At 57.0% G+C, this 19,017-nt stretch carries 28 protein-coding genes; 13 read left to right on the top strand and 15 right to left on the bottom strand.

The features are described from left to right. Window positions 1–18: 18 nt before the first annotated feature. Window positions 19–396, bottom strand: a complete 378-nt coding sequence (traJ, locus tag AC07O4_RS30970; RefSeq protein WP_495306561.1) for a conjugal transfer transcriptional regulator TraJ — start codon at window positions 394–396, stop codon at window positions 19–21. 309 nt (window positions 397–705) lie between these two features. On the opposite strand from traJ, the gene AC07O4_RS30965 reads away from it, so the two are divergent. Genes AC07O4_RS30965 through traM form a run of 3 tightly spaced genes read left to right on the top strand, consistent with a single transcriptional unit; the run spans window position 706 to window position 2,317 of the window. Next, window positions 706–1,134, top strand: a complete 429-nt coding sequence (locus AC07O4_RS30965) for a TraK family protein (protein ID WP_495306560.1) — start codon at window positions 706–708, stop codon at window positions 1,132–1,134. A gap of 14 nt (window positions 1,135–1,148) precedes the next feature. Further along, window positions 1,149–1,874, top strand: coding sequence for a P-loop NTPase family protein (locus AC07O4_RS30960; protein ID WP_495306559.1), 726 nt, complete (start codon window positions 1,149–1,151; stop codon window positions 1,872–1,874). Continuing rightward, window positions 1,874–2,317 (top strand): conjugal transfer transcriptional regulator TraM, encoded by a 444-nt coding sequence (gene traM, locus AC07O4_RS30955; protein WP_495306558.1) that lies wholly within the window; start codon window positions 1,874–1,876, stop codon window positions 2,315–2,317. The genes AC07O4_RS30960 and traM overlap by 1 nt, the downstream gene beginning before the upstream one ends. Window positions 2,318–2,319: 2 nt before the next feature. Here traM and AC07O4_RS30950 read toward each other — a convergent pair whose 3' ends face one another. Both AC07O4_RS30950 and AC07O4_RS30945 read right to left on the bottom strand, forming a co-directional pair. Further along, window positions 2,320–2,925: an IncP plasmid survival protein KfrC family protein gene (locus AC07O4_RS30950; protein WP_495306557.1), complete on the bottom strand. Its 606-nt coding sequence runs from the start codon at window positions 2,923–2,925 to the stop codon at window positions 2,320–2,322. 30 nt (window positions 2,926–2,955) lie between these two features. Next, window positions 2,956–3,306, bottom strand: coding sequence for a KfrB domain-containing protein (locus AC07O4_RS30945; RefSeq protein WP_495306556.1), 351 nt, complete (start codon window positions 3,304–3,306; stop codon window positions 2,956–2,958). A 386-nt stretch (window positions 3,307–3,692) separates the two neighbouring features. On the opposite strand from AC07O4_RS30945, the gene AC07O4_RS30940 reads away from it, so the two are divergent. The 10 genes from AC07O4_RS30940 to AC07O4_RS30895 all read left to right on the top strand — a co-directional run bounded on the left by AC07O4_RS30940 (window position 3,693) and on the right by AC07O4_RS30895 (window position 10,314). Next, on the top strand, window positions 3,693–3,884 hold the full coding sequence (locus AC07O4_RS30940) for a hypothetical protein (RefSeq protein ID WP_495306555.1): 192 nt from the start codon (window positions 3,693–3,695) through the stop codon (window positions 3,882–3,884). Continuing rightward, window positions 3,881–4,342, top strand: a complete 462-nt coding sequence (locus AC07O4_RS30935) for a type II toxin-antitoxin system YafO family toxin (RefSeq protein ID WP_495306554.1) — start codon at window positions 3,881–3,883, stop codon at window positions 4,340–4,342. The genes AC07O4_RS30940 and AC07O4_RS30935 overlap by 4 nt, the downstream gene beginning before the upstream one ends. Window positions 4,343–5,171: 829 nt before the next feature. Beyond that, a complete protein-coding gene (locus AC07O4_RS30930; RefSeq protein ID WP_495306553.1) occupies window positions 5,172–5,420 on the top strand; it encodes a hypothetical protein in 249 nt (82 codons plus the stop codon). Then, window positions 5,417–5,653 carry a hypothetical protein gene (locus tag AC07O4_RS30925; RefSeq protein ID WP_495306552.1) on the top strand — a complete coding sequence of 79 codons (237 nt, stop codon included), beginning with the start codon at window positions 5,417–5,419 and terminating at the stop codon, window positions 5,651–5,653. Before AC07O4_RS30930 ends, AC07O4_RS30925 begins: the two co-directional genes overlap by 4 nt. Before the next feature lie 37 nt (window positions 5,654–5,690). Continuing rightward, window positions 5,691–6,104 (top strand): hypothetical protein, encoded by a 414-nt coding sequence (locus tag AC07O4_RS30920; RefSeq protein WP_495306551.1) that lies wholly within the window; start codon window positions 5,691–5,693, stop codon window positions 6,102–6,104. Between the two features lie 25 nt (window positions 6,105–6,129). Beyond that, complete coding sequence (locus AC07O4_RS30915; RefSeq protein ID WP_495306550.1) at window positions 6,130–6,399, top strand: hypothetical protein; 270 nt, start codon at window positions 6,130–6,132, stop codon at window positions 6,397–6,399. 15 nt (window positions 6,400–6,414) lie between these two features. Continuing rightward, on the top strand, window positions 6,415–7,524 hold the full coding sequence (locus AC07O4_RS30910; protein WP_495306549.1) for a hypothetical protein: 1,110 nt from the start codon (window positions 6,415–6,417) through the stop codon (window positions 7,522–7,524). Then, window positions 7,514–7,792, top strand: coding sequence for a hypothetical protein (locus tag AC07O4_RS30905; RefSeq protein WP_495306548.1), 279 nt, complete (start codon window positions 7,514–7,516; stop codon window positions 7,790–7,792). The genes AC07O4_RS30910 and AC07O4_RS30905 overlap by 11 nt, the downstream gene beginning before the upstream one ends. Window positions 7,793–8,051: 259 nt before the next feature. Beyond that, complete coding sequence (locus tag AC07O4_RS30900; RefSeq protein WP_495306547.1) at window positions 8,052–8,387, top strand: hypothetical protein; 336 nt, start codon at window positions 8,052–8,054, stop codon at window positions 8,385–8,387. 91 nt (window positions 8,388–8,478) lie between these two features. Continuing rightward, window positions 8,479–10,314 carry a site-specific integrase gene (locus AC07O4_RS30895; RefSeq protein WP_495306546.1) on the top strand — a complete coding sequence of 612 codons (1,836 nt, stop codon included), beginning with the start codon at window positions 8,479–8,481 and terminating at the stop codon, window positions 10,312–10,314. 226 nt (window positions 10,315–10,540) lie between these two features. Here AC07O4_RS30895 and AC07O4_RS30890 read toward each other — a convergent pair whose 3' ends face one another. From AC07O4_RS30890 to AC07O4_RS30835, 12 genes are all read right to left on the bottom strand, one after another. Further along, the gene (locus AC07O4_RS30890; protein WP_495306545.1) at window positions 10,541–11,851 is read right to left on the bottom strand and encodes a hypothetical protein; all 1,311 of its coding nucleotides are present in this window, start codon (window positions 11,849–11,851) and stop codon (window positions 10,541–10,543) included. A 301-nt stretch (window positions 11,852–12,152) separates the two neighbouring features. Then, complete coding sequence (locus AC07O4_RS30885; protein ID WP_495306544.1) at window positions 12,153–12,518, bottom strand: hypothetical protein; 366 nt, start codon at window positions 12,516–12,518, stop codon at window positions 12,153–12,155. Further along, window positions 12,515–12,943 (bottom strand): hypothetical protein, encoded by a 429-nt coding sequence (locus tag AC07O4_RS30880; RefSeq protein WP_495306543.1) that lies wholly within the window; start codon window positions 12,941–12,943, stop codon window positions 12,515–12,517. The genes AC07O4_RS30885 and AC07O4_RS30880 overlap by 4 nt, the downstream gene beginning before the upstream one ends. 50 nt (window positions 12,944–12,993) lie before the next feature. Further along, window positions 12,994–13,278: a hypothetical protein gene (locus AC07O4_RS30875; protein WP_495306542.1), complete on the bottom strand. Its 285-nt coding sequence runs from the start codon at window positions 13,276–13,278 to the stop codon at window positions 12,994–12,996. Beyond that, window positions 13,275–14,306: a ParB/RepB/Spo0J family partition protein gene (locus AC07O4_RS30870; protein ID WP_495306541.1), complete on the bottom strand. Its 1,032-nt coding sequence runs from the start codon at window positions 14,304–14,306 to the stop codon at window positions 13,275–13,277. Before AC07O4_RS30870 ends, AC07O4_RS30875 begins: the two co-directional genes overlap by 4 nt. Beyond that, a complete protein-coding gene (locus AC07O4_RS30865) occupies window positions 14,306–15,082 on the bottom strand; it encodes a ParA family protein (protein WP_495306540.1) in 777 nt (258 codons plus the stop codon). Before AC07O4_RS30865 ends, AC07O4_RS30870 begins: the two co-directional genes overlap by 1 nt. Beyond that, the gene (locus tag AC07O4_RS30860; RefSeq protein ID WP_495306539.1) at window positions 15,079–15,372 is read right to left on the bottom strand and encodes a TrfB-related DNA-binding protein; all 294 of its coding nucleotides are present in this window, start codon (window positions 15,370–15,372) and stop codon (window positions 15,079–15,081) included. The genes AC07O4_RS30865 and AC07O4_RS30860 overlap by 4 nt, the downstream gene beginning before the upstream one ends. Before the next feature lie 153 nt (window positions 15,373–15,525). After that, window positions 15,526–15,837, bottom strand: coding sequence for a KleE stable inheritance protein (gene kleE, locus AC07O4_RS30855; protein WP_495306538.1), 312 nt, complete (start codon window positions 15,835–15,837; stop codon window positions 15,526–15,528). Window positions 15,838–15,955: 118 nt separating this feature from the next. After that, window positions 15,956–16,180: a stable inheritance protein KleA gene (gene kleA, locus AC07O4_RS30850; RefSeq protein ID WP_495306537.1), complete on the bottom strand. Its 225-nt coding sequence runs from the start codon at window positions 16,178–16,180 to the stop codon at window positions 15,956–15,958. Window positions 16,181–16,269: 89 nt separating this feature from the next. Further along, window positions 16,270–16,578: a helix-turn-helix domain-containing protein gene (locus tag AC07O4_RS30845; RefSeq protein ID WP_495306536.1), complete on the bottom strand. Its 309-nt coding sequence runs from the start codon at window positions 16,576–16,578 to the stop codon at window positions 16,270–16,272. A gap of 8 nt (window positions 16,579–16,586) precedes the next feature. After that, window positions 16,587–17,627 carry a hypothetical protein gene (locus AC07O4_RS30840; protein ID WP_495306535.1) on the bottom strand — a complete coding sequence of 347 codons (1,041 nt, stop codon included), beginning with the start codon at window positions 17,625–17,627 and terminating at the stop codon, window positions 16,587–16,589. Between the two features lie 102 nt (window positions 17,628–17,729). Beyond that, on the bottom strand, window positions 17,730–18,146 hold the full coding sequence (locus AC07O4_RS30835) for an antirestriction protein (RefSeq protein ID WP_495306534.1): 417 nt from the start codon (window positions 18,144–18,146) through the stop codon (window positions 17,730–17,732). Window positions 18,147–19,017: the final 871 nt, after the last annotated feature.

The raw sequence follows: 19,017 nt of genomic DNA, 5'->3' as shown, positions 1-19,017 counted from the left end.
ATTTAGCCGCTAAAGCGCTCACGAATGGACCGCCATCCTGATCACTTCACGCATCGCGACCTGGTTCACTTGAATCTGATCCAAGGTCGCCAGCAGCAAGCGTCTTAGCTCATCCTGCGAGTAATCCGCCAACCTCTTGTCGTTGGTCAACCAGAGCTTGACCAACCCCCCTAGCCTGCCCAGATTTGCGTTGATCTTTGCAAGCTCGTCGACACGCTCGTAGTCGAGGACGCTACGAACCTCGTATCCAAGGCCGACTTTTCGGAGATATCCGGACGTGCTGTTTCCCGTCGTCTGAGCCATTTTTTCGATGCCATCCTTTTCGTCTGGCAAGACCCAGACGCGGATCGGTTGATGTTTGCGACGCGGCGACTTCTTTTCTTCCATGGCGTTCATACAGATGCGGTAGCAGCTCGGCCCCGCAGGGCAGGATCCGTTGAGCACCGCAGGTGCGAATAAGGGCGCGATGGAGGCCGTAGGCCTACATCGCATATCCTGCCCCGTTTCACGGGGTCATTACTCCAAAGGATGCTACCACTCGCGCCCGATTTATTGGGTGTTTAGCACCTCTCAGGCCGTTCATTTCGTTCGATATTTCGGAATCCGTGCCTCGTCTCCCTATAATCGGCTCCAGTGGGCAACAGCCGGCCGAGAGACGGCCTCTGATCGGCACTCAATAGGAATAGCAATGGATGGCGAATCGAAATGGCTAAGAGCTACCCAGATCAGCTGGCCGAGTGGATTCGTAAACGCGAGGCAAGCGGCCGCGACAAGAACCTGGTTGCGTTTCACGCTGTCAAGGACGATGTGAAGACCGCAATGGAGGCCGGCTACGCTGTGAAGACCATTTGGGCTCACATGAGCGAGACGAAGCGTGTTGGCTTCGGATACGAAACCTTCCTGGGCTATGTGCACAGGCTGCTTAAGCCGTCGACCAATCGACGGGGTATTCGGTCAGGGGAGCGATTGGTTGCTGGCCAGGTTGAACCGCAGCGCACGGATCCAATCACCTCAGCCCAAAAATCTGCCGTTGTTCGCTCTCCGCCCCCAGCGGAGCACCTTGCCTCTGACGAGGACTCAGCTCCTCCCAAGATGCCGGCCTTTGCCTTCAACCCCCTCCCCAAAAGTCGATAGATAGGAAACCAACCATGGCCAAAATACACATGCTCCTGCAGGGCAAAGGAGGCGTGGGCAAATCGTTCATTGCTTCCGTCATCGCCCAGTACAAGAAGTCCCTGAATCAAACGCCTCTGTGCATTGACACCGATCCGGTGAATGCAACGTTCACAGGGTTCAAGGCGTTGAAGGTCCGCCGCCTCGAGTTGATGGACGGCGAGGAAATCAACCCGCGGAATTTCGACTTTTTGGTGGAGCTGATTGCGCCCTCAAAGCACGACGTTGTGATCGACAACGGCGCAAGCTCTTTCGTACAGTTGGCCCATTACTTAGTGACCAACCAGGTGCCGCAGCTGCTGCAAAGCATGGGGCACGAGTTGATCATTCATTCGGTGATCACCGGTGGTCAGGCCTTCGAAGACACGCTCCACAACTTGAGGCAAATCGTTCCTCAATTTCCGAAGGAGGCTAAGTTCGTCGTCTGGTTAAATCCCCTTTGGGGCCCTATTGAAGACAAGGGCAAGACGTTCGAACTGATGCCCGAATACGAGGAAATGAAACCTCGTATTTCTGCGATCGTCACGATCCCTACGTTGAAGCCTGAAACCTATGGCCGGGATCTGACTGAACTGCTGCAAGCTCGGCTGACCTTCGAAGAGGCCGAGAACAAAGCATCACTGACGATCATGACGCGTCAGCGCCTCAAGATCATCTGCGATCAGCTCTATGCCCAAATGAAGTTTGCGAAGGTGATGTGATGAGCGAGGCGGTCGACGAGCTCATGCGAGACATCGTGGCGAAACATGGCATCGCTGTCGGCCGCGACGATCCGATCATGATTCTCCAGACGATCAATCAGAGACTGCTGATTGACAGTGCGAAAGCTCAAGAAAAACTTCTTGAGCGCTTCAAAGAGGAGCTCGAAGGCATTGCGCAGCGGTCCGGCACCGATGCCAAGGAAAAAGCGGAACGTCTTTTGAACGCCGGCGTAACCGCAGCGCGAGAGATGATGCAGATGGGAGTGAAGAACTGCACCGACGAGTTGACGGCCGCTGTGCGCCAAGAGGTGGAGGCAGCCATCCGCAGGGTCGACACAAAAGCCCAGGAGGTGAGCAACTTGTCCAAGATCAATCTGATCGCATCTGGCCTGGTCGTCTTAGCTGCCGCGATCGCGCTTCTCGCCAATCTCTTCGTCCGTTGACCCTAGTCACGGAGCAAAGAAAGCCCCCGGGATCGACCGGCAAGGGAGTGTTCCTCGTTCCTGACTTGCGCCCTCCTCCGTTGTTCCTGCATTCGCAGATGCAGTTCATGGGCACGACGGGCTTGCTGCATCTCTGCCCACCCCTCTACCAATTCAGGATCCTGGGCCCGGAGCTTTCGCAAAGCGAGCTGTTCGATTTTCGGGCCAGACGGACTCATCCCGTCTCGAACTTCCCGGACCCTTTCAAGCCGGTCTTGCATCCGCTGGAGCATGGCCTTCTGGCCATCGATCCTTTCCTGCCACTTTGCGCGCGCGCCCGGTAGGACGAGGCGGCCTGGACGTTGTCCTTCTGTCTGCTTGATCAGCAGTACCTGCCGATCCATCAACGACTCCAGCCGATCTTCGATTCTCTCGACCTGGTGTTGCTTTGCATCAATCTGGGTTGAGAGCGCCCCTTTGAATTGCTCCTCGAGCGGGGTCATTGCGACCTCCACCTCGTTCGCCTCTTCGACCGCTTGAGCGCGCTCCAAGAGCACGTCGGGGTCTTGAGCGCCCTGCCCTACCCTGCTTTGGGTTTTCGTTTGAAAGCTCTTTCCAAGTACGGCCATTTTCCCCACCAGAAAATTTAGCCGCTAAATTCAGCGCGAGAGTTTTTGCGCTCTCTGCTGCTGCGGCACAGACACCACCGCCCTCCCCTCCTTGTAGCAAATCGAGGCGGCGGAACCCATGTCAGGTACTTTATCGAAATCTTGCTTTGCGTGCAGCACAACATCCCTGCCCGCATGTTGATAGATGGCTTGTGCATCGACGTGCAGGATGATTCCATCCGTGGTGGCGGATTTATCTGCCGTCTTGGCGGTGTACAGGTTGTAGTAGCCAGGCCGAATGCCTTGAGCCTTCTCTACCTTCTCGACACGCCAGTCATTCGTGCCTTCCTCGGTTTGAACGATCTTCTGACCGTTCATGACGACAAGGCGTTGCTTCTTCATTCCATACCCTCGACGGCTCACGTTGATTGGTGCCAGTCCCCAGTGTGGGTAGGCCGTATGGCCCCAGGCGAGGACAGGAATTCTAGATTGATCCCTGTCACTTACATTGATTTATCACGCGCCTGGGCGCGGAAAATCGGGTTCAACATGCTTTTTTAGTAGTTCTCCTACGCAGCAGGGGGCAGTTTCGATCAAGTTATAGGTGATAACTGAGCCGTCCGACATACATGGCATGGCGTCCCGGCTATTCATCGACGCTTCGAATTCTGAAATTTAGCGGCTAAAACTCTGGGCAGGACGACTCGAAGGGGAGGGGGCCCGAGTTGCAATGTGGCTGCGGATAGGGCCACGTTGCGTGCTGTGCAAATAAGAGAGAAAATGCTTGGATGGCAACACAAGCAAACCGCACGACCTTCACGGCCACCCCCTGGCCCGACACGTCTCGCGCGCGTCGCGAGTTCATTGCCAAGTCGTTCGACCGCGCAGTCCAGACCAGCGAAGAGGCTCTGGAAAGCGCACGCAGCATGGCCGCGAAGATGCGCAGCGGCAAGCCTCTGCAGCGCGCACCAGCCAGGTGAGCCCAAAAGACCTCGCGGTCCATTTCGCACCCGCTGTAGCGGACAGGATCGGGGCAGACCTTCCAGGTTGGGCTGACGCCATACGCAGCTGGCACCACGATGGCGACCCAGATAGGTTCTTTGGGCGCGATGTTTACAACCATCGCGATGGGTACAGCATTACCTGGGCGCGCCACATGCACGTGGTCCCCAGCCCTGGCGAAGCTGGGCTGGAGAAGTGGGAGCGTACCCGTTCTGCTTTCAATCGAACGAGTGATCGCCTACTTGTGTATTCCATGCACTCCGAGCAGCCACTCCAGTATGGAATCCTACTGCTCGCCCTCCTAGGCGATCCAGGCGGACACAAGGCCCTCATCCATGGTGCTGCTGCCCAGGAGCGTCGCGAGATTTGGGATGACCTGGCCTACGCGCATCAGACCAGTGGCGACATGCCCGATGGCACCGTTACGGATAGCTAACTTCTCAACCCCTGTTTTTGCGACTGTTCCAACCAGCGGCAGCAGCGTTAACTTGCGCGACTCCTTCGGCGGCAGGCCTATCAAAGGCGAGAGGGTTTTGGACCTCGATGAACGGGCCTCTGGCCCCACAAGAACTGCACTGGCCCGCGTAGCCAAATTTCCTTCGTACAGTTCGTTGCGGCTCAGCGATGAAGGGGGCCATTTCTCGCATGTTGACGCCAGAGCAAGCAGCGCCGCAGAAGGGGCAGGGGGCGAGTTCAACCATCGGCAAGTTCTCCTATTGAAGTGGCTTCTTCACCTCGCATCATGGTGTTTCTCCCGCTGTCTAGCAACTCCAATGAGCTTGCCTCTCCGGCGTTTGCCTGATCGTGGGCCGCGCCAATAGAGGTTCGTCGTACGCGCCACTGGAGGTTGATCTGTGCAGAAAGTGCGCCACTGATCACTGGCTTGCACAGGGCCTGCGACGGCCTCAGCGGACAAATACAGCCAGGTTGGCGGGCCACGCCCAGCCCCTGAGGAACATCAACCAAAGATCGGCGGCGTTCCAAAGCGACTGTTGGCGAGGCGCGGCCGGTTCCAAACTCTGTGAAAAAAATTCCATTCCCGGTGAAACAAATCTCCTGCCGTGACAATGACTTAGGCGAACTCACCATCAACTCGGGCATCAAAATAGGCACTTAGCGAGTAAAAATCGCACGGATGATAATAAAGATTATCATCCCGTCAGATTGCTCTTGACGTCTGCTCGAGGCTGTGCAAAATAGAGCCGTGGCGCTACACGCCATCCGCACCGGCGGCACCGGTCTTCCTGAACAGGATCACCATCAACATGGGCTACACCAATCCCTTGCTCAAGCTCCAAGCCGGCAGGGCGCTTCTGGCACTACCCGCCGAAGACCGCCGCCGTATCGAGGCCGTAATGCGCGCACTGCGCGTCCAGGCAAACACCGAAGCCGAGATCTCCTGGCGCCGTCGCAAAGGCCCCATGGCCGCGTACTGGCGTGCCGTGGCCACCTACGCCCGCCACCTCGCGCACGCGCTGTCACGCTCCACTCAGTGCAAGGACGGCGCCCCATGACCGCGCGCAAGACCCCAGACCTCATGCCTTTGACCTCGGACGAGACAGCGCGACTTGCGCGCGAATCGGGCCCTGGGAAACCTTTGTCGCTTGCCTTTGGTCGCAGCGGCGTTGCGCTGCGCACCGCCATGTCGCCTTGGGCCGTCACGAAGCTGCTCGCCATGCGTGCAGCCGCCACGACGCTCGATACAGCCAAGAAGGACGAATTGAAGCCAGGTGGTCCCCATGCCTAGCGTTCGCCGTCGCCGCCCCGATGGGCACAGAGGGGAAGTGCAGCTGGCGCTGTTTCCCGAGCACGCCGAGCTCAACAATTACGCCGCGCGTTGGACAGGCAGGCTCAAGGACAAGTGGAAAGACCCGCGCATCGAAGTTCGGTTGATTTCCATGTGGACCCACAAGCACGGCTGGCAAATCGGCTGGTTTGCCCGCGTAGATCAGGCTCTGGATGAATGGCATCCACAGGCCCCCACTGCGCACCTCCGATCGGCCAACTACCCGTGGTACCGGCCCGATGCGCTTCCGACCTCCAATCGATTCGAACTGGCGGCAGGATCCGCCGCGCGCGCTGTCAAGATCGTGCTGGCACAGATGATGGAATACACGGCAGACAGCGACAACGCTGCAGAGCTCACGGCCGTGTCTGAACTCATCGAAGAACAGGCGCAGGCCTGGCTGACTTCTTGATCGATACACAACTGAAAGAACGACCATGAGCAATAGAGCATTCATTCCTGGCGTGCTGATCGGCGCGGCCGTTGGAATCGTCTCTTCGGCCGCACTTTGGCACTTCGGACCCAGGTTGACCTATGACCGAGTTCTTGATGAGACGGGGCGGGACATGGTCAAGAACGCGCGGCTGATCGAGCGCTGCACAGCAGCCTATGCGCAATCGCACGGTGGCACGCTACCGAAAGGTACGCTGGTGCAAGGCGATGGACCAGCGCAGATCGTCATTGGTTACGACCCCACTGCGAACTGATCAAAGGGAACGGAAATGCCCATCACCCCGAACACACATCACCGCATTGAGATTCCAGGCCTCGCCGAGGCCATCGCTGCAGCTCCTGTCGACGACAAGCACAAGCAGTTGCTGCAGGCCGTGCGCCGGTTTGAGCCGCTTCACGCGGCCAAGCTGGCCACCACCCGCGACGAGGGCGGCAGGCTCGTTAGGCGCTCCGTGCTCAACGCCGCCGGCGAAGTGATCCATGAGAATCACAGAGAGTGGCTGCGCCTCGAACTGGAAGCGGACGCCGGCGACGCTGCGACCACGCGTGCACGCCTGCGCGGCAAGGGCTATCTCCTTTCAGTCTGCAACTTCGTAAACGTGTACCTGGTGCACGACCGTGGCGGCCCGGCTCAAGACAACTTCCTGCAGGTCGATCTGCTCTTAGAAGACGAGCGCGTCGACCTAGAGATGTTTTCCTCGGATTCGTGGCGTGACGCGCCAAAAAATCTGCGCGACCTGGTCGACGCGGCCGAGGAGGGCTACAGCGTGGAGGAAGTGCGACGCCGGCGCCTTCGTCCATCTGCCTACTCCCTCGAGAAAGTCGTGGACGTGGCCAAGTTCGTTGAGGACGCGGAAGCGCTCGAAACAGCGCGCCGCGCGAAGTACAAAGGGGCGCGCTACGCGCTGTCTGACAGCTACACGGGCGTTCGCGAAAAAGTCGTGACCATCGACGAGCTTTCGCCTGACTGGGATCGCTATCCTGGCAAGGCCAAACGCCTCTTCGATGACTGGGCCGCCTCGAGCGCCGGGCGCAGTGGCGCGCGGATCTGCGAACACTGGGTCATGAAAACGACCGACTGGACCAGCGACACCGGTGAACGCTCCATGGAGCTCATTCCCATGTGGACGTTCGACAAGAAGATGGCGGAGATCCCGAGCCATAAGGGCAGCGAATATGAACTCTTCGGCAAGCTGGAAAAGCTAGACCAGCGCACGAAAGCACCCTTCGCCTGGTTCTTCTTCATGTTGCACGGGAACAGAGTCACGGATGGTGCCGGCAGACGCATTCTTGAGGCTGCCGAAAACGGCCTGATCGTTCTACCCGAGCACGACTACCGCGTGCTCAAGGCCTGGAGGACGAAATCCTATGGCTTCTGAAGAATTGGTTCCAGTCCATCTGCGGGTGTCGAAAACACTGAAAGGCCAGTGGATCAAGCAATCGCGGGCCGCCGACATGACACTCAATGATTGGATCGTTTCGCGCATCGAAGCTTTGGATGCCACGGCCGACGAGGCTGCAGGCATTGCATGGTGGAACGAATTGACCGAGCCCACGCGGTTGCACTGGCTGGAAAAGGTTGAAGCACAAGGCGGCAGCGTTGCTGCAGCATGGGCGGCATTTAAGCTCGAAGCGAAGGGAACATAGGTATGCCGAACGAAACACCCTCAACGTCATCACGCACGAAAATCGTGAATCTCTCGATCGCACTGATCGCCACGATAGTTGCTCGAATTCTCTGGTCACTGCTTGCAGCTTCCGCCGGCGTCGATCTACAGGCACCAGTCTTCCGATTCGTCCTGGATCCAATGCTACTTGTCACCTTCTGTCTGTGGATCTCCTTTCATCTTGAGAGACGAGCTCGTGATCGCATGAAAAATGAGGCTGAACAAAGAAAGGAGCGCCTGTGAAAGACCCTGGCAGCTTGGGTGGCGCAACGATTTTTTTTGGAGTTGCGGTGTTCGCCATGGTGGCTTTTTTGGGGCACGAGGTTTGGCAGCAGATGCGCATCCCACAAGCGATCACGCCTGAAGAAATTTCAGCCGCCCCTGCCGGCTGCATAGCTGATCGTGTGCGATCGGAAATCCAAAATGGAACGCGGCCCCTGACACACGGGGACTACAACTCCATTAAGTACAGATGCAAGAAAGAAGATGACGCTCAACGCATCGAGGCCGAGGCCAAAGTCGATCTCGCGCGCCAGCGCGAAGTGCTGAGCAAACAACAAAACGGATCGCAATGAGCGATCTCGCAGTTTGAGATCTTCTTGGAGTCGAACAATGGTCCATCGCACGAGTTGCGGCCGAAAACTCCACGTTGGCCACTTCGCCTTCATGCGTGCTGTGATCGAAGGCTTGGACATTCGCGATAGCTGGCAGAGATACCTGCAGCTCGAGGGAGAGGCGACAGATGCCCGTCGCGTGAAGAGCGCCATCAAGTGGATTCGCCTCGAGTTTGCAGCCGCAGCAAAGCGGCAATCAAAGCCTGGAACAGCTCGCCTGTTCAGAATGGACGCAGCGGAGCTGGGCACTGAACAGGCGCTCCCGTCCCTCGCCGAATACACAGCCCTGCGCGGCATGGAGGACTTCCCAGAATCGGAAGTTGCCGAGGCCTATGCAGATGAGTTTGGTGAAAAGGCAACTAAACCCGGTGCATCGCGCCGCGGCCGGCTAATCAAACTCCAAATACGAGCGCTCAACAACCTTGAGCAGCTGGTGGCCGAACATCCGAAGGCAGGGGACGGCGTGGGAGCCTGGCTAACTCCTTCGCTCGCTTTCCGATTGGAGCAAGCAGGCCTGCATACCCTCCGCGCGCTCATGGATCGCATCAACGGTGTTGGTGCACGCTGGTGGACCAGTGTGCCTGGCGTTGGTGAGCGAAAGGGACACCGCATCGTCGATTGGATCCGAATGCACGAATTGAGCATCGGCCTCAAGATTGGCGACCATGTCGCTGTGCGGCGGGCAGCATTGCTGCATTCGCAGCTCGACCTGGTGGTGCCAGCATCGACTGCCCTGGTTCCTCTCGAGAAGTTCGTCGTCCCGACCGAACTCAGTGGCCAGGCTGGCGTATTTCGCGCGCCGCAGACTCAATGCCTGCTCGATGCAACCGACGACTACGCCGCCATCCAGGCCTGGCTGAAGAGCAAGCGGGCTGAAGGCCCAACGCAGCGCCTCTATCGAAAGGAGGCAGAGAGACTGCTTTTATGGGCAGTCCTTCAGAGACGAAAGGCGCTTTCTTCGCTCACTGTAGAAGATGCGACCGCCTTCACTGCCTTCCTTCAGTCTCCGCCTTCAGCCTGGTGCGGCCCTCGTCATCGGCAGCGGTGGTCGCCGCTTTGGCGGCCTTTGGAAGGTCCGCTGTCGACAAACGCGACACGCCAGGCCCTCATCGTCCTACGCGGCTTGTACGCGTTCCTGGTCGCTCAAAACTATGTGGTCGGCAATCCATTCAGTGGTGTTTCGCTGCCCCGCGTTGCAGTGCGGCCGCTTGGCTCGGGCCGAGCGCTCACTTTTCAGCAATGGGACGAAGTCAACGCCCAGCTTTCGAAAGCCACGACGCCGGCGGAGCGACGCTGTTCGCGAACAGTCCGATGGCTCTATGCTACAGGCTTGCGGATCTCTGAACTGTGCGACGCACGCTGCGGAAATCTTGATTCAGTCGAGTTCTCGGCCGCCGATGGCTCCAGATCTGCCGGCTGGCTGTTGGAGGTGATCGGGAAAGGGGTGAAGTACCGTCAGGTGCCTGTTCCAACCGACCTTGTCGATGAGCTCAAGGCGCTACTCGAGGCAGCTGAGATGCAGCCAGATCTGAGAACACTGCCGACCGCTGACATCCCGATCCTCGCCAACCTCGAAGAAAGGGCCACAGAGGCGTTTTCGGCATCGGGGGCATACAAGGCTGTCCGAATCGTTTTTGAAGCCTGTGCGGCACGTCTGGAGGCCTCCGACAGCGCTTCAGCTGCTCGGATAAGAACTGCAAGCCCGCATTGGTTGCGCCACTCGCACGCGTCCCATGCCCTCAATGGGCGGTCCGGTAGCTCTGCCGTCCCAATTCAGGTGGTCCAAAACAATCTTGGCCACGCGTCGATCGGGACGACTTCTGGATACCTGACGACCGAACAAGATGCGCGGCTTTCGGCGATGCAGAGCTTCTGGAACGAAAAATGAATCGGAAACTTTCCGAGTCCTCCTGCAGACCCTTCACCAGTGGTCCGGCTTTTTTCTCGGCTTCTTCTTCGTCGGTACAACAAGCGGCAGCTGAGCTGCATGGAGTTCGTCGTCCAGGATGTATCGCCGTGTCCAATGCGCGTGCCGTGACAACGATACGGCGTGCCGGCGGGATGCTGCTTCTTCCGCTGGCGGCCTGACGACGGTACCGTCAAACGTCTTGAAGCTAGGGCCGCTGGAGCTTGGCCAGGGCAAGCGCTAACGGTGACGCTAAGTTGGCCCCATATGACAGTAGCGCTGCATGCCCTGCCATTGTCAAAATGAAAGTACCGTCGGAAGCGGGCCTCAACAGCCGGCGAGCTGTCAGCTCCTCGAGGGCGGCGCCTTGCTGCAATCCTAAGTCATTCGCTGCACTGGCGAACTCTGGCCCAACCTCGACATGGGCCCCCGCATCGACACTAGAAATGATCAAACTCCCAATGAGCCTACCTTGCTGTGTAGCAGTCAAGGTGTAGCCAGGCAGGGTTGGCACTTGATCCGCATCAAGAACGAATTTCTCAAGCAATAAATTTGCTCGGCTGAAGTCGATGCTTCTTCGAAGCGCAGGATCCAGGACCGCCAGTAGGGTGGTAATGTCTTTTAAGCGCGCATTTTGTGCGGCATCCCGATTAAATTTGCCAATCAGAGTAGAACGCTCAGTTTCTAATTCTGGGCGCATCGACCTGAGGCGATTCAGGGCAATTTCCATGCGCTTTTGAGCAGAGCCGCTTTCAATTAAATGCGTTTGCTTTGTTTTGAATTCTCGGTCATTCGCAAGTTCGCATGCAGAAATGAATGCAAGTCGTTCAGATAGCGACGGCTTTCCTTCGATACGTGTTTTAAAGCCCGATCCCCACATAATGCTACACACGATCGACCCGAATTCGGTTCGCCTATGCTGCACCTTCGCGGATTGAGGGCGAGCCCGAAGCATCAATACAGCCGCTTTACTCCAATCCACATGATGGCGATCTTGAAGTGCACTCGCCTCTGCCAGAGCCCCGTCATATGCCGATTTCATAGAAGAACCGGGCGGCCCCACAACTTCGTACGATGAGCCATCCAGTTCGCGCCACTTAATTTTTGCTTTAAATCGAGACCCAGGCAAAGTGTTATAAGTGACAGTCCCCGAAAGAAATAGTGATTTAGCAGCCTCATCGAGCTGAGGTTTAATTTCACCGCGAGGTCCCTTAGCGATTTTTTCATTGCACCGCGAAATTGTTTCTCGCAATGCTTGACCCATGGTTGCCCAAGTCGTCGAACTCGTTGTTGAATGATCTTTATCATTCCATGTCACGGTACACAAATAGCGTGGAATCCCAACAGGAACAACATTTCGCATCACCACCGAGAGAATAGGAACTCTATTGGATATAAGTCCTCTGTTTACCTCACTCTTCCAACCTAGCTGCGGCTCATCTGGGCATTCTTTTAATTGCTCGCACACTTCCTCAAATGCTTCTTCTGGAGTACCGTGGAATCGACTTTGCAGAGTCACTCTCCACTCTCCGACGCCGAAGACGATAGTGCACCTGAAATTAGGCTGATGTGCAGCTGTGAGCAAAATCCGCACTTTTTGAACCGAAGCGCAACGTCCTGCCAAGACAGGCGTGAGCTTTAACGGATGTGCGTTGTACTCAAGCTCGCTGACTTGGATCCATTCGTCGGGAGGAATCCAAGAGCTTGTAGATCGACCAATCTGTATTTCGTCCACCCAAATTCCCCTTCATCGCTCAGCTCTCGGCCATTGTTCAGGTATTCTTTATCTGCTCGTTGAAAACTTCCAGGAATGCTTGAGATTAGCCAGCGAGAACTGTTCCTTCGCGTTTTCTGCGGCGCTTCTCGTTCAACAGCGCGGTTCTTTCTTTACCTCGAAGTTTTCGAATGAAATACTTCTTTCGCAATGCGTCAGCATACTTTCTCTGTCCACTCCATGACAAATCGTACCCTGGCGCAGGTTTGGTCAAAATATCCGAAACCGGAATTTCAATATCCTGAGCCATTGCATCATCAACGACGCATGCAACAGGGCACCTCCAATAATAAAACGTCTCGCTCGACGATAGCCACATTACCACTGCGTAGATTAAGGCACCAATGGATATGACCAAGATTGCCACGGGGTCATTTGCGAGCAATAACAATCCCTCTTGCAAATTTCTCATGGCTCACTCCTATCCCTGGCGTGCAGCTTGAGCTCGTAGCCCCCGCTGAGCTTCGATGCGAGATCCAAAGCAAAAGACTTTCCGGAAGAGGTACTGCGGTAGCTTGCAGCTGCAGGTGAGCTGATCTTCGCGAGCGAGCCGACCACCCACAGCTCCAACGCAGGGATGCCGCTGGGAAGAAACCAACCAGTGCCATGCACCCCGACCGCGTTTCGCAGAGCCGTCTGCTCGACGATTTCGGCGACTTGGCCTGCACGCCTAGTCTCAACAACCCTCATCGGGTTTTCAAGATGGTTGCTGATCTTGCGAGCCATTTGAGCTGTCAGCGGATTAGGCGGCAATCGAGCCAAATAATCCATCGCTTCACGAAGCAGCGTATGTGATGCAACGAGCATTTCAGCAGAGCTGACTTCGTCGGGGGTCATGGCTTTTATGTCCTCGCAGTCAGATCATATGGAAATTTTTTCATATGCCCTCAACCCTTGGCCATCGTGGCAGTCCAAAACGCTCGCGCCACCAAGAACAAGCCCACGGGGGCGAGAAGGATCGTGACAAAGCATCCAGCGGCCAGAAGTATGTCTCTCACGCAGCTCATGACGGCGACATCGTTAAGTCCACGGATCTTCGCTACCGTCACAGCCATCACAATGAGAAGCATCACACTTCCGATCGCAAGACCAAAATGAAGGGCTAGGCTATAGCCCCCGAATATTTCAAACAATCCTTTGAACTGGTACGAAATATTTTCAACCGAGTTCACGTCGCCCCCTCAATAAGTCGATTCAATTTCAAATCACCGAGTTCGATCTCAATTTCCTGCCCATCGTCCTCGTATTTGATCCATGCGAAGCCTTCCGCAGACCAGCGTTTTCCGGTTAGCAACCGAACTGGGCGCTTCTTGTAGGTGCCGAGGATGATTGCCTTCTTAATTTTTTCAGGATCGGGCTCTTTCTCCGACTTTTCCTTTGGAGTCTTATCCGCGCCAGCGGTCGGCTTTGTCGTGCTCGGTTCGTCGCCACCTGTCTCAGTGCCGCCGTCCGATTCGCGGGCCTGGTCTGACCTCTCGTCGAGAAATTCACGAAGCAGCTTCACCGAACCGCGGGTGATCTCCTGTGTGTCGTCTGCAAGCCATTCCTTCACGGCGTCAGGCTTCTTCTTGAAGGCCTTGGACACCTCGCTGATCAGCGTCACATCCGTGCAACGGCCGCTTTCAAAAGCGCTCGCAACTGGTGCAGGCAGCTTCAGCAACGCCATGTGCTGTGACACATAGGCTTCGGAGAGCTTGGACTTCTCGGCCAACTGGCGCTGCGTCCATCCGTTCTCTTCCATGATCTGCTGGAAGACCCGGGCCTTGTCCATTGGCGGGGTGTCGGCACGGACCTTGTTCACGACGACCTGCTCGATCCGCGTGAACTTCTCTCCGATCACCGCAGGGATGGTGTCTTTCTCTGCTGCGAGCGAGGCGCGCCGGCGACGTGCACCGTCGTTGATGATGAATCGACCGTCGACCTCAGGATGGCGATACACCGAGATCGCCACCTTCACGCCGTGGGCCTTGATCGATTCGGTCAGCTCGAGCATTTCCGCTTCGTCGAAAGTCTGACGCGGTTGATCGGGATCCTCGTCGATCAGGTCGAGCGAAAGCGCGATTGACTCGCCTTCGGCCGAGGCACTTGCTTCGGCTGTCAGAAGGCTCGAAAGATTTCCCAGGCCTTCCAGGCCCAGACCACTCGACTTAGGCGTGTCTGCGGTCTTCATGTTGTTCCTGGTGGTGGCTTCGGCGCTCATCATGCAATCTCCATCTTCTCGAACACGTACTGTGCGAACGCTCGCACTTCCTTCGTTGCCACACGGGCAGCGGTCTTCTTGATCTCCCATACCGGCATGTTGTTGCCGAGGGCTTCTGCGATGCTGTCGCGCAACCCGACGCTGACCGGCATCACGGTCTGCGGGTAGGCCTCGCGCAGGGCAGCCAGGTTGGCCACATGACGCGGCTTTCGCGCATCGATCTTGTTCGGCACCATCCCCAAGAACTTGAGCTTGGTGTTGTACCTGCGCAGAGTCTCAATCTGCTTGTTCATGAGCTTCATACCCTGGAGGCTGTACGCCTCTAACTCGATTGGGGAGATCATGAAGTCGGATGCAAGCACGGCGGCTGACATGGCCTTGCCGAGCGAGGGAGCCGTGTCGATCAGGCAGATGTCGAAATGCTCGCTGAGCTCCGCGACGCATGCACGCAGTTGCTTGGCCGCATCTGCCAGTTCCATAGAGCTGTCCAGGTTGGCCAACTCCGGGTCTGCAGAGATCAAGGCAAGACGCCCTTGATCATCGCCGACAGCACCTGCAGCCATCGCCTTCTTCAACCCCTTCAGATCCGCTTTGAACAGCTTGCTGGACGTGAAGCCGGTATCAAATTTACCCAGCGTCGTCGATGCATTTCCTTGGAGATCAAGGTCCAGCACAACAACACGGTATCCACGCTCGAAGTAGTCGAACGCCAGGTGGCAAGTGGCAAAGGTTTTGCCCTGCCCACCTTTTTGAATGGCTGTCACGAGAGTCTTCATTTCTGCAATCCTTTTTTGGCCGCCTTGGCCCATTGCTTGACCTGGTAGGCCTGGACGGCTGGGAGGACGGCCTCGACGCGCTCGAACCCCGGCGGCACCTGGCTTGTTTCCCACACCTTCGCCACTGCCTGCGACACCGCGCCCTTTGTCAGACCGTGCTCCTTCGCCACCACCGTCTGCACCCGACCGTCGACCAGCACCGATCGCACCATTTCGATCGTCTTGTCCGCCATTCGCAGGCCCTTGATCGCTTGCCGGAATTGCTCCTCCGTCAGCCGTTTTTCGCTCATTGGCATCACCCATATGAATCTCCGCACTCTGTGTTGAAAAAAGGCGGTAACAGCCGCCACCCGAGAACACAGTTTAGCTAAACAAAAGTGCGGCGTCAAACTGTTTTAGCCGCTAAACCGCAAATATTTCGATTTATCAGCTAAACAGTCTGCTCATTTTCTCGGCTTTGCCACCGTCACAAAGTATGTGATTGCAACGAAAACGAGGAAATGGATCACGAATGTCCATCCAGCGTGCGCGCCTGGCGTATTCCATTGGAAGAGCATCCTGAAAAACTGCCAGGCAACGTCGATGGCGAGGACCCAACGCAGAACCGGCCAGACAAGTGCGAGCGCCAGTTGGAATCCCGAGACGACAGAAGGCCATGCTTTTTTCATGGCGCCATCATGCCTCGGCGCGACAGTGACGACTTCAAGCACGTCCACCTTACGGGGCCGCGCTGGGAATTGAAGAATGTTCGACATGACTTGACCTCGCTTGCATCCAATGTTGGAATACCGCCGCAAGCCGCACTCTGGTTTGGACCTCGCTGTAACAGCAGCAAGGTCAAGCGCTCCCCGGTTCGCCGGGGCGCTTCCTCCCCTAAGTGGGCACTGCGCCTTCTATCCGCGCTTTCTTGATTTCCTCTGCTGACCACTGCTGCAGCACGTCGCTGTCCAGCTGCAACGAATCCAAATAGGCTTTGTGCCTCACAGAAATGGCCTGTCGTTCCAGGGCACGCGCTTCACGTTCGAGCGCCTGGATCCGCTCAACACGGTTGAGCAATGGTGTTCCCACCTCTGGCAGTTTCTTGACCCATTCCATCATCGGAAATCTCCGGTTCCGACCAGAGCGACATGCCCGGCCATGGGCAATAGTTTAACTAAACTCTCTATTCGACGCAAGAGATTTAGCCGCTAAATTTCGTTCTTTCCCATCGTCGTTGTCTGCTCACCACTTGCTTCTTCATGGAGCCAGATGCATCCAAACCCTGCCATATGGCAAAGCAGGGCCCATGCGGAAAAAGGGATTTCTGTTTCTCCTCCGACCCATCGGCGAATCGTCCGACTCCCTTTGTCACCCAGGCCGAGAAAGCGAGCGGCTTCACCACCGGTGAGATTTGCTCTTCCAAGAACCATCCTGATCTCATCGCCCGTCGGTGGTCGCCAACCTTCGTCAGCTGGCACCATGGAATTGCGCTGTGGTTTTTGCAGGTTTTCGGTCACTTTGTCCTTTAGTTGAGCGGTCTAAGGGCCCCCATCGTGTAGGCCGTCTGGATACAGCTCGGATCATGATCCACGACGACGCGTCCCTTTCGGTTCTTCTTGTACGTTACCGCTTTCTCATCGTGTGCCCAGACCGACTCCAACTCCTCGTTGACCTCTGTGACGATCACCACCTTTCCCAGCCTGTCCTTCAATCCCTCTCTCGGCTCCCAATCGATCACGCAGCGTTGCCCTTCGCGGAAAACCTTCTTTTTGGAGTAAGTCCCGCGCAGCTTCTCTCTCTCTGCCGCCTTCGCTGCAGCAATTCTTGAACGTGCCTGCTTGGCCCACTTGCGCACGATGAATGCCTGGTGAGAGGGCAGAACTACATCAACGAATACAAAGCCCTCGGGTACAGGATCTGCCTGGTCAAACGACTCATCGGCTGCGCGGCGCCGCGGCGGCTCTTCCAGCTCGAGCAGCCATTTGGGCATTGGCCACTCTGCCAACGTTTTGCGGTGCTGGTCATCCACATACCGCTTTCGCCCAGCGAGAAATGCTGCAAATGCTTCTGCGACAGCATCGAGCAGGCTCAGTCCTGGTCTTGCTTGAGTGAACTCTGATCGGAAGCCCGTTTCAGAGATGAAAACCTTGTCCAGGTCGACTGCGTGGAATTCCAAGCAGCAGCGGGTCAAGTCGCCCCACCCTTGACTCACGATTACCAAGCAACGGACGCCCTGAATCGTCAGCATGAACTCACCCAGCTGGCCCCAATGCGGAATTGCGCCTGGGGCAGCTCTACAGTGGCGCTCAATCAGAGCTGCGGCCGAGTCCTCGCGGCTGACGTCTCTGCAGGCGAAGAAGGTTCCGCCGTTGAGCTTCCAAATTGATGCGTCGTACCTTGCCGATGCCAATCCGGCGATATTCATCTCACCCGACAAGACGGCACGATTGCACTCTTCCACCGATTCTTTTGCCACGCGCAGCAGCCCGTCGAAGTCGTCGGGCAACGTCGCAGCGATGCGGGCCGCTTCGTCTTCACTGGCTTGAATGTGGTTCTTTGCCGGCATGGCTTTGGCTCTCCGCCGAACTGGTACTTGTTGGGACGCGTTCACACAAACCTCGCTTGTGAAATTCAACAACTGCCCCGGCCGTGGCCGGGGCCTTTGTCCTCAATCGATCGCTGCGTAAATCAGCCCAGCTTCAGGAAGCGTTTCGACAAATTCCACCAGCTGGTAGTAGCGGTTGATGTGCTCCTCGAGCCGCGTTTCGGCTGCGAGTTGATTGAGCGCAAAGAGGGTGGCCACGACGCCGGCGCCATTGGCCGACAGAACGCGCGAAAAGCCATTGCCCGACACCGAAATCCGCATCTCGGCCGGCGTGAGAGGCGCCATGTAGAAGCCCTCATTGCTGAGACGGTAGAAGTTCCAAAAGCCGCCTCCGTACTCCTCCGCTAGCCGGTCCATCCAGGCATACACGAGGCTTTCAAACCTCATCATGTGCTGGGCGCCGATAAGGAGCGGCAGCACCTGCAGCCGCTCGGATTCGTGAACAAGGGTCGGGGAAATAGTGGTTTTCTCGTCGTGCATGAAGTGCTCCGGTAGGCGACCTTGGCGAAATGCCCGGCCATAGAACATAGTTTAGCTAAACCTATCGTGCCTGTCAACCAACACAACGGTTATATCCCACGGAAGGCCACCCCCCCTTTGGAGTAAAACTTGCAGCCTTCAGAACAGCAGCGGGTTTTGCGATCGCGTAGAGCTTCGGTGCCGGCAGTGAGCACGGGCGCTGCTGAGATCCTGAATTTGATTTTTTCAAAGCCCTCGGCGCCGAAGGCGCCGCTGGATGCGCAAAGCGCACGGGGCGAAGCCCCGCCCGGGTGGGAGCGCGTAGCGCGGGGCGGAGGCCGTAGGCCGGAGGAGCCGGAGGACGCGAAGCGGCCGTGAGGCGGTGCGTTGTCTTACCGCGCTCAGCGCCGTAGGCGCTGCTGGTATGCGGTGAGCGCGGTAGCGCGAGGGGCGCAGCCCCTACCCGGGTGGGAGCGCGAAGCGCGAGGGCGGAGGCCGTAGGCCGGAGGAGCCGGAGGACGCGAAGCGGCCGTGAGGCGGAGTGTTTCGGCTCCCGAATTTTTCGCGCGTGGTTTTTAGTTTGTTTCCTTCGTTTCTTAAGGGGAGGGTGTTTGTAACAAAACGGCCTCCAAACCCGCATGGATGCTGGGTTCTGCATGTGGATAAGTCCGCACCTATTCGGACGCTGGCCGGTGCTGTTCGGACAGTTTTCCGGGTGAGTCGGACAAATACCGGGACCTATCCACAAAAGGAGTCGGACAAATACCGGTGACTGTCCACACACCCATTCGGACAAATACCGGTGTGACTCCAAAAAACGGTATTCGGTCGTTGACCTGCCAGTGTCCGAATGGTGTAATAGCCGTACGCCGACCTTCAATGTACGACTAAC

Source organism: Variovorax sp. GW821-FHT09D04 (genome assembly GCF_059416405.1).
Note: the sequence above shows the minus strand (reverse complement) of the source record. Positions and strands in the feature narration are given on the sequence as shown.

Excerpts from the sequence above, each read along its gene's own strand:
- traJ (WP_495306561.1), bottom strand. The coding sequence starts at position 396 with ATGAACGCCATGGAAGAAAAGAAGTCGCCGCGTCGCAAACATCAACCG.
- AC07O4_RS30965 (WP_495306560.1), top strand. The coding sequence starts at position 706 with ATGGCTAAGAGCTACCCAGATCAGCTGGCCGAGTGGATTCGTAAACGC.
- AC07O4_RS30960 (WP_495306559.1), top strand. The coding sequence starts at position 1,149 with ATGGCCAAAATACACATGCTCCTGCAGGGCAAAGGAGGCGTGGGCAAA.
- traM (WP_495306558.1), top strand. The coding sequence starts at position 1,874 with ATGAGCGAGGCGGTCGACGAGCTCATGCGAGACATCGTGGCGAAACAT.
- AC07O4_RS30950 (WP_495306557.1), bottom strand. The coding sequence starts at position 2,925 with ATGGCCGTACTTGGAAAGAGCTTTCAAACGAAAACCCAAAGCAGGGTA.
- AC07O4_RS30945 (WP_495306556.1), bottom strand. The coding sequence starts at position 3,306 with ATGAAGAAGCAACGCCTTGTCGTCATGAACGGTCAGAAGATCGTTCAA.
- AC07O4_RS30940 (WP_495306555.1), top strand. The coding sequence starts at position 3,693 with ATGGCAACACAAGCAAACCGCACGACCTTCACGGCCACCCCCTGGCCC.
- AC07O4_RS30930 (WP_495306553.1), top strand. The coding sequence starts at position 5,172 with ATGGGCTACACCAATCCCTTGCTCAAGCTCCAAGCCGGCAGGGCGCTT.
- AC07O4_RS30925 (WP_495306552.1), top strand. The coding sequence starts at position 5,417 with ATGACCGCGCGCAAGACCCCAGACCTCATGCCTTTGACCTCGGACGAG.
- AC07O4_RS30915 (WP_495306550.1), top strand. The coding sequence starts at position 6,130 with ATGAGCAATAGAGCATTCATTCCTGGCGTGCTGATCGGCGCGGCCGTT.
- AC07O4_RS30910 (WP_495306549.1), top strand. The coding sequence starts at position 6,415 with ATGCCCATCACCCCGAACACACATCACCGCATTGAGATTCCAGGCCTC.
- AC07O4_RS30905 (WP_495306548.1), top strand. The coding sequence starts at position 7,514 with ATGGCTTCTGAAGAATTGGTTCCAGTCCATCTGCGGGTGTCGAAAACA.
- AC07O4_RS30895 (WP_495306546.1), top strand. The coding sequence starts at position 8,479 with ATGCGTGCTGTGATCGAAGGCTTGGACATTCGCGATAGCTGGCAGAGA.
- AC07O4_RS30885 (WP_495306544.1), bottom strand. The coding sequence starts at position 12,518 with ATGAGAAATTTGCAAGAGGGATTGTTATTGCTCGCAAATGACCCCGTG.
- AC07O4_RS30880 (WP_495306543.1), bottom strand. The coding sequence starts at position 12,943 with ATGACCCCCGACGAAGTCAGCTCTGCTGAAATGCTCGTTGCATCACAT.
- AC07O4_RS30870 (WP_495306541.1), bottom strand. The coding sequence starts at position 14,306 with ATGAGCGCCGAAGCCACCACCAGGAACAACATGAAGACCGCAGACACG.
- AC07O4_RS30865 (WP_495306540.1), bottom strand. The coding sequence starts at position 15,082 with ATGAAGACTCTCGTGACAGCCATTCAAAAAGGTGGGCAGGGCAAAACC.
- AC07O4_RS30860 (WP_495306539.1), bottom strand. The coding sequence starts at position 15,372 with ATGAGCGAAAAACGGCTGACGGAGGAGCAATTCCGGCAAGCGATCAAG.
- kleE (WP_495306538.1), bottom strand. The coding sequence starts at position 15,837 with ATGTCGAACATTCTTCAATTCCCAGCGCGGCCCCGTAAGGTGGACGTG.
- kleA (WP_495306537.1), bottom strand. The coding sequence starts at position 16,180 with ATGATGGAATGGGTCAAGAAACTGCCAGAGGTGGGAACACCATTGCTC.
- AC07O4_RS30840 (WP_495306535.1), bottom strand. The coding sequence starts at position 17,627 with ATGCCGGCAAAGAACCACATTCAAGCCAGTGAAGACGAAGCGGCCCGC.
- AC07O4_RS30835 (WP_495306534.1), bottom strand. The coding sequence starts at position 18,146 with ATGCACGACGAGAAAACCACTATTTCCCCGACCCTTGTTCACGAATCC.